The 7,395-nt window shown below is 42.1% G+C and carries 9 protein-coding genes; 3 read left to right on the top strand and 6 right to left on the bottom strand.

Annotated features, from left to right (window positions below):
• Together BIV59_RS20300 and BIV59_RS20295 are read left to right on the top strand one after the other, a co-directional pair.
• Nucleotides 1-1,013: LacI family DNA-binding transcriptional regulator (locus tag BIV59_RS20300; protein WP_071353282.1), on the top strand; the 1,013-nt coding region annotated here is incomplete at its 5' end.
• A gap of 205 nt (nt 1,014-1,218) precedes the next feature.
• Nucleotides 1,219-1,587, top strand: coding sequence for a hypothetical protein (locus BIV59_RS20295; protein ID WP_139194429.1), 369 nt, complete (start codon nt 1,219-1,221; stop codon nt 1,585-1,587).
• 122 nt (nt 1,588-1,709) lie between these two features.
• Here BIV59_RS20295 and BIV59_RS20290 read toward each other — a convergent pair whose 3' ends face one another.
• The 6 genes from BIV59_RS20290 to BIV59_RS20270 all read right to left on the bottom strand — a co-directional run bounded on the left by BIV59_RS20290 (nt 1,710) and on the right by BIV59_RS20270 (nt 6,796).
• Complete coding sequence (locus tag BIV59_RS20290) at nt 1,710-2,072, bottom strand: hypothetical protein (protein ID WP_071353280.1); 363 nt, start codon at nt 2,070-2,072, stop codon at nt 1,710-1,712.
• Between the two features lie 256 nt (nt 2,073-2,328).
• Nucleotides 2,329-3,462 carry a CAP-associated domain-containing protein gene (locus BIV59_RS20285; protein WP_083392285.1) on the bottom strand — a complete coding sequence of 378 codons (1,134 nt, stop codon included), beginning with the start codon at nt 3,460-3,462 and terminating at the stop codon, nt 2,329-2,331.
• Between the two features lie 241 nt (nt 3,463-3,703).
• Entirely contained in the window at nt 3,704-3,865 is a 162-nt protein-coding gene (locus BIV59_RS23010; protein ID WP_083392284.1) for an aspartyl-phosphate phosphatase Spo0E family protein, read from the bottom strand.
• Between the two features lie 322 nt (nt 3,866-4,187).
• Nucleotides 4,188-4,745 carry a 6-phospho-3-hexuloisomerase gene (hxlB, locus tag BIV59_RS20280; protein WP_071353279.1) on the bottom strand — a complete coding sequence of 186 codons (558 nt, stop codon included), beginning with the start codon at nt 4,743-4,745 and terminating at the stop codon, nt 4,188-4,190.
• Nucleotides 4,746-4,750: 5 nt separating this feature from the next.
• The gene (hxlA, locus tag BIV59_RS20275) at nt 4,751-5,380 is read right to left on the bottom strand and encodes a 3-hexulose-6-phosphate synthase (protein ID WP_071353278.1); all 630 of its coding nucleotides are present in this window, start codon (nt 5,378-5,380) and stop codon (nt 4,751-4,753) included.
• Nucleotides 5,381-5,656: 276 nt separating this feature from the next.
• Complete coding sequence (locus BIV59_RS20270) at nt 5,657-6,796, bottom strand: zinc-dependent alcohol dehydrogenase (RefSeq protein WP_071353277.1); 1,140 nt, start codon at nt 6,794-6,796, stop codon at nt 5,657-5,659.
• 250 nt (nt 6,797-7,046) lie between these two features.
• Between BIV59_RS20270 and BIV59_RS20265 the strand changes: the two genes are divergently transcribed.
• Nucleotides 7,047-7,157 carry a YjcZ family sporulation protein gene (locus BIV59_RS20265; protein ID WP_071353283.1) on the top strand — a complete coding sequence of 37 codons (111 nt, stop codon included), beginning with the start codon at nt 7,047-7,049 and terminating at the stop codon, nt 7,155-7,157.
• Nucleotides 7,158-7,395 lie beyond the last annotated feature (238 nt).

The following is a 7,395-nucleotide window of genomic DNA, read 5'->3' as shown; positions in this document are numbered from 1 at the left end:
CATTAAAGGATATTGCAAAGAAGGCAGGAGTCTCGATTGCAACTGTTTCACGTGTATTAAATGATGATGATAGCCTTTCTGTAGCGGCGGATACGAGAGACCGCATCTTGTCCATTACGGATGAAATGGATTATCGAAGGGCCAAGCAGCAGAAGCAGCAGGCTAAAGCCGTCATGAATGTGGGGCTTTTTTATTGGTATTCTAAGAATCAGGAGACAGCGGATCCTTATTATTTATCCATCCGCTTAGGTATCGAGAATGCATGTGCCGAGCGGGGCATTAACCTTGTGAAGCTCTATAAAACCAGCGATAGCTACCGGACTAATTTTAAAGGATCTCTTCATGGCATAATAGCTGCCGGGAAATACAGCAAAAAAGATGTTGATTGCTTCAGGAATCTTTCCCCTCATTTTGTTCTTGTGGACTATGCTTTGTCAGACAGTATTGATTGCGTGGTGCCTGACATCAGAAAAGCCATGATTGGGGTGCTGGATTATCTTCTTAGCGGGGGACACAGCAAAATAGGCTATATCGGCGGCCGCGAGTACGTACAGTCCAATCAGCCCATCCGTGATGAGCGGGAAGCTGCCTTTTATGAATATCTGACAATAAAGGGACTATACCGCCCTGACTATGTTTGGACGGGGCGTTTTACAGCAGAGGATGGTTTTGAATTAATGAGTGAGGCATTGGCCTGTGCAGACCGACCGACCGCTTTTTTCGTTGCAAGTGATTCGATGGCCATAGGTGCCTTAAGGGCATTGCATGAAAAGAAGGTGAGGGTGCCGCAGGATATCTCGATTGTCAGCTTCAATGATATCGAAATGGCCCAGTATATACATCCCCCGCTTTCTACTGTAAGGGTCGAGACTGAATTCATGGGGGAGGCGGCTGTGGATCTTTTAATGGAGCAGATGCAATCGAATCGGACACTTGCAAAAAAAGTCGTTACCCCGTGCACCCTGATGATCCGGGAAAGCTCCTCCAGCAGGCAGTATATATCTGCAGATTAATTTAAAAAAGGAAAAAGCCTCATTCAGTTATTGAATCGGGGCTTTGCTTGTCTTCTTTACTTACAGTCCCCATGCGCACAAAAAGTATGAGCGAGCAGCGCCTGTCATAAGATACATGAGAAAGATGGAGATAGCCTGGAAATGAAAGAAAGTGAATCATCCGCCATACCTTTTTTCCAATGACCTTCATCATGTCAGAAGTCAAATGAGGAGGAACAAGCTGCATAAAGCAAGAATTCCAAACCCGATATACGCCCCGCGGGAGCTGGAAGCAAAGGAGACAAATACCTCCAGCAGACTCAATGATTCATCAGGCGCCCTTATATTTTATTTACAATTGGAATGTGCAGCTATGATAATGACAGCATCGAATATTTATCTTAATTTTTCCTCAATAACAATAGAAAAAGTAACATATGCATATCCTTCTTCTTTTCGGGAAGACAAAGGCATGCCCTTTCAAAGAAAAGAGGGAGAGGCGGAAATTTTGGTGATTCGTATAATATGGAATGCAAGAACCATGGCCATATTTACCCCTCCTTATTCAGTGGGGGAGATAAGGCGGGGAAGGTGAATTTTAAACATGAAAGAAGCCATACATGTTCCAAAAAATATGGAATACGTATGACTTCTTTGCAGGCGGGTCTGCAAATTCCCTGCTGATATTTTTTTTTTAGATAGGAATTTTAATAATGATCAAAATCCATCATCGGAGGCTGTAAAAGGAATTTTTAAATTTCGTTCTACAGCCCTCAGTCTTACATTCAATCTGTTCAATCGCCGGGTATGTGCTTCATCATTCTGGTTTAGCCGGTTAATTTCCTGATTGATGCGCAGAATTTCTTTATTTAGCCTGAGTATTTCCTGGTTTAAGCGGTTAAGCTCTCTAACCTGGTTTTCGTTCTGGGCTTCAAGGGCGCTTATTCTTCTTTCAAGCCCTTGGTTCTGCGGGGGCCTGCGATTATAATACACCTGCTCCTCTAGCTGGGGGAATGGCTGGGAGTATACATGCTGTGCTGGCTGCGGAATATATTCCGGATAGTAGCCATAAGGGTTCATTAAACACCGCTCCTTTATCCTTCTAAATCTCTATAAGATATGTGCAAATGCCATGGTTGATTGGGCTGATGCCGGGTGATTTCTATGCGCAGTTTTTCCCCCCTGCCCGTCATTTACAATAGGCATGAAAAATCCCGCCGGTTTATCCGAAACTGGCGGGAAAGCTTTCACTTATAATTTTGCTGCGGGCAGAGTGGCGGAAAATCCAATTTGTTCAGCTGATTTTCAGTAAATCACCCGATTTAAGGTCCTACCTTTACTTTGAAAAGAAATTTTCAGTGTAATAAGGCTGGTACTTTGAATTAAAGGCTACTCCGACTCCCAGGTATTCAAAGGATTTTTGAAGGATATTTTCCCTGTGCCCGAGTGAATTCATTAATCCCTCATGAGCAAATATGCTTGAAAACTGGCCATAAGCCAGGTTTTCCCCTGCAGATGTGAAAGAAATATTATCTTGGTGCATCCGGTCAAATGGAGATTGACCCTTAAGATCTGTATGGTCAAAATAGTTATGGACCGCCATGTCTTCGCTGTGTTTAAGCGCTGTTTTTCTTATTTTACCATCCCAGGACAACACGTTAAGATGATGGTTTACTCTTGCTGCATTGGTCAAATCGAATAGCTGGTATTCGAAGCCTTTTTCCAGGTTTGCGTCATTGTGCGCATAAAACCCTTTTTTGTGATTTTCAAGCTTTTCGTTTACGATTTGTATGGAAGTGACTTTATTGTCGTTATGCTTATCATAGAAAACAGTTACATAGCTTCCATCTACACGGAAAACATCATAATCCCGATTTTTTTGGAATTCATAAAAAACCATGCCTTTTCGGATGTTTTCAAGGGGAGTACCCAGCTGCTTTAAAACAGTCTGCTTGGGAGTTCCTTGTTTTATGTTTTTCGTAGAGGAAATCAGGTCCTGGTTGGTATATAATCCTGTCACTTTATTATTTGCATCATAGGAGACCATCATAAAATTTTGATAGTTTTTGTGATAGGCATACCACTTTGTTCCATACTCATTATAAGTAGAACGCTTCGCGGGACCGGCTTCTTTTTCCACCTTATCTTTAGAATCCCCAAGCCCTATATTATAAACGGTGAACATATGCTGTGATGGAATGCTTAGCTTAGGTTTTGCGGCTTGTCCAGAATCAGCTTTCTGCTGGGGGAGCTTATCCGCTGTTTTTTCCAGCTTGCCCAGTGCTCCCTGAATGTCTGCTGAAATTTTATCCATTGCTGTTGCAATATCCGGATTGTTTTTTGCTTGCGCTATCTGTGCTGCCGCTTTTTCAAAAGCATGTCCAAAATCATTTCTGTCCCAGTGTTTAACAAAGACAGCATACATGAGCAGCAAGCATCCTATCAGAAGAATGAAACGCCTCAACTGCATCCCCTCCGCTTCTATTTTTATTCTGCCCGTTTTTTGGAAATATATGTGCGGCTCTGATGGAGCACGGAATATAAGTATAGCAGGAATAATAGCCATTTTCTAAATTAAGGAGCAGGTTAATTATGTAAGGGAAGAGGGGAATACGTTCATATCACAGGAATGGAATGGCTTTTGGACAAATAGAAAGACATAAAATGAAAAATGAGGGGTTAGAAGATGAGCGGAGCGGTTTGGAAGGGGTTCAATTTTGCTTATTCTGAAACTGGTAAGCGGCAATATATTCATCAAGCTCTTGGCTCAGCTTGATTGTCTCAGGGGATGCAAGTCCGAGGGTATTGGCAGATGAAATCATTTTTTGGCGGATTGAATCTATCATTGAAGTGATTTCATTTTTCTGCAGCATGAATTTTCCTCCTTCTTTAGAACTAATTTTTTTTATTTTACACTAAAAAGGACAAAAAGTAACCAGATATTTGGGAATTATAGTAAAAAAATTTGTTTGTTACTGAAGATTAAAGCAGATAAATTATATTAAAATAGTTACAGTGGATTTACTTTATTAATAAGAGTAAAGGTATCCTTCTGCAGAAGGCAATAAGCAGGCAAGGAACTGCCTGCTTATTGAATGCCCTGATATATAAATTCACTTTTTTGCTGCGAGATTCATGCTTCATCTGCAGTGAAAAATCCCATGCGGCCCTAGAACCGTGCTAACTGGTATTGCTTTATTCCAGATTGGCATGTCTGCCGTACATAGTTGTTGTATTTAATCCTTTTTTTTCCATAAAACGCAAAATCACAGCGTCAAAAAATAACAGCAATGTTTGTTCGAATAATGAGCCCATAGGCTGGATGGTGGTCTTATCCTCATTGGTTTTGTCCTTAGGGGACCCTGGCAGCTGGATGACAATGTCAGCCAGCCTTGCAATGGAGGAATCCGGCGAGATAGTCACTGCCGCAATGGTTCCGCCGATGCTTTTTGCCTTTTCTGCCAGGGAGAGCAGGCTTTTTGTTTCTCCTGAACCTGTTCCGATAATGATTAAATCTTCTTTCTCAAAGTTGGGAGTTACCGTTTCGCCAACCACATAACCATCCAAGCCCATATGCATCATCCGCATAACAAAGGATTTGGCCATGAAACCTGAACGGCCTGCTCCTGCTGCAAAGATTTTTTTTGATTCTAGGATCTTATTGACAAGCTGTTCAGCTTCTTCGTCCGGCAGCTGTGCTGCGGAGCGGGTTAACTCTTCCACAATGGTCTGAAAATACTGCGTGGTTTTCATGCTGATTATCCTTTGATCAGCTTTTGCATTTCTGCAGCTGCTGCTTTTTTATCATCTTGGCCTGTAATGCCGCCACCCACGATAACAAGGTCTGGCTGAGCTTTTAGGACTTCTGGAAGAGTTTCAAGTTTAATGCCGCCAGCTACAGCGGTTTTTGCATTTTTCACTACTCGTTTGATTGCCATCAGGTCTTCGAAGGAATTTTGTCCGACAGCCTGAAGATCGTATCCTGTATGAACACAGATGTAATCAGCTCCAAGCTCATCCAATTCTTTGGCGCGACCTTCGATGTCTTTAACAGCAATCATATCTACAAGAATTTTTTTGCCTTGTTTTTTTGCTTCCTCAACTGCTCCTTTTATAGATTCGTTTTCTGCAGCACCAAGAATCGTTACGATGTCAGCTCCTGCTTCTGAGGCTTTCATCACTTCATATCCGGCAGCATCCATAATCTTTAAGTCAGCCAAAACCTTTAACGAAGGAAAAGCTTCTTTTATTTCCTTTACAGCTCTTAGTCCTTCATTGATGACAACAGGTGTGCCGATTTCAACGATATCAATATGATCTTCGACTTCTTTGACCAATTTCTTTGCTTCCTCAATGTTTACTAAATCTAATGCCAGCTGCAATTCCAAGCTGCTCACTCCTCTTTTAGTTGTTTTATTTTACACAAATAATGTACCCGTCCTGCATCGAAAATAAGCATCTGGATATTTTATTTGAAGCAAGTGTACTACCTATAATGCTTTATGAGAAGTACGCACTTTTTATTTACATAGTGTATAAAAGTATACGAAAGGGAAGGGGAGGTGATGGTGTGGTGTGCTTCGTAACATGTTAGGAGTATAACAACATGTACACAAGCAGATTGTACAAAAAAAGCCCGCCTCAACAATGAGGCAGGTTGTGGTTTATGGCTTCAATACAACCTTGATGCAGTCATCTTGATGGTTGTAGAAGGTACTGTAAGCATCGCTTGCATGATCAAGCGGCACTTTATGAGTAATAATTTCGGTAGGGTCGAATTCCTTGCCGATAATTTTCTTGAATAGTTCGGGCATATAATGAATAACAGGGGCCTGTCCCATTTTAAGAGTAATATTCCGTTCAAAGAGGTTGCCAAGAGGGAACATATTGTACATAGAGCCATATACGCCTGTCAGCTGAATGGTGCCGAATTTTTTGACGGCATCTTTGGCAATTTGAATAGGGCTCAGGGTACCTCCTTGAAGTTTAAGCTTTTGCTCAATTGCTTCAAGAGCGGATTTTTTTCCATCCATTCCGACACAGTCAATCACTACATCTGCGCCGCCTTTTGTGATTTCTTTAATATATGAACCAGTATTATCATAATCCTCAAAGTTAATGATTTCAGAGTTATTCATTTTCTTCGCGTGGTTGAGCCGGTATGGAACATGGTCAATCGCAATTACGCGCTTGGCGCCTTTCATCCATGCGAATTTCTGTGCCATTAGGCCAACAGGCCCGCAGCCAAGCACAGCGACGGTATCACCTGGTTTCATTCCTGAATTTTCAACGCTCCAGTAGGCTGTCGGCAATACATCGGATAAAAATAGAAAAGCCTCGTCTTCTTGTTCGGCAGATTCCGGGATAACAAATGGCATGAAATTCCCATATGGCACACGCAGATATTCTGCTTGTCCGCCTGGATAGTTTCCGTAGCGTTCAGTAAAGCCGAAATAGCCTCCTGTATCAATGTGCGGATTGGAATTGGAGTTGTCACACTGGCTTTCCATATGGTTTTCACAGTAATGGCAGTGTCCGCACGAGACATTAAACGGAAGAACGACTCTGTCTCCTTTTTTAACTTTGGTTACATCAGGGCCGATTTCTTCGACAATGCCCATTGGTTCATGTCCGATAACATAGCCTGGCACTGCAGGCAATGCTCCCTGATAGATGTGAAGATCAGAGCCGCAGATGGCTGTGGATGTTATGCGTACAATAATATCATCATTTTTTTGCAGCTTTGGATCTTCCACTTGTTTAACTTGGATATCTTTTGCTCCCTGAAACGTTACAGCCTTCATAATCATCCTCCTAAATTTGGAATACCCTTTTTATACCCCACATGGATATCATGTATTCGTTTTGACTGAATCTTGCTTGATTTTTTAAGGAAATTTATTCCGTATATATTCAATGTGCTTATAAATGTGAAGGATTTTTTGAAAATTTTATTAGGTCACTTGCCGCGCAGCCTACATAGGATACAAAGTAATCAAGGGGAACTTTAAGATGGATGGATCCCGAAAAATCCTGAAGAAATGGAGTGATTGGATGTCTGACGGTGTTGCCGGCGGTTACGGTTTTGGCGGAGGTTTCGCCTTAATAGTCGTTTTGTTCATATTAATCATAATTATTGGCTGCAGCTGCGGTTTTGGCTGCTGAAGAAGTTTATAAAATGATACATGAAACGTTCTTTTGGCAAAATTCATATACCTGTATAACAAGCAGGAGATTTACATGCAGCTAAACAGCTGCCATTTACGAGGAGGAGCTTTAGATGGAAGAAGTTAGACAGATGTATGGAAGCGGAGGCATGGGAGGATATCCGGGCTATGGCGGCGGAAGCATGGGAGGATACCCTGGCCACTGGGGCGGCGGAAGCATGGGAGGATACCCTGGC

Origin of the sequence: Bacillus sp. MUM 13, from assembly GCF_001866725.1 — a bacterium.
Taxonomy (GTDB): domain Bacteria; phylum Bacillota; class Bacilli; order Bacillales; family DSM-1321; genus Peribacillus.
Note: the sequence above shows the minus strand (reverse complement) of the source record. Positions and strands in the feature narration are given on the sequence as shown.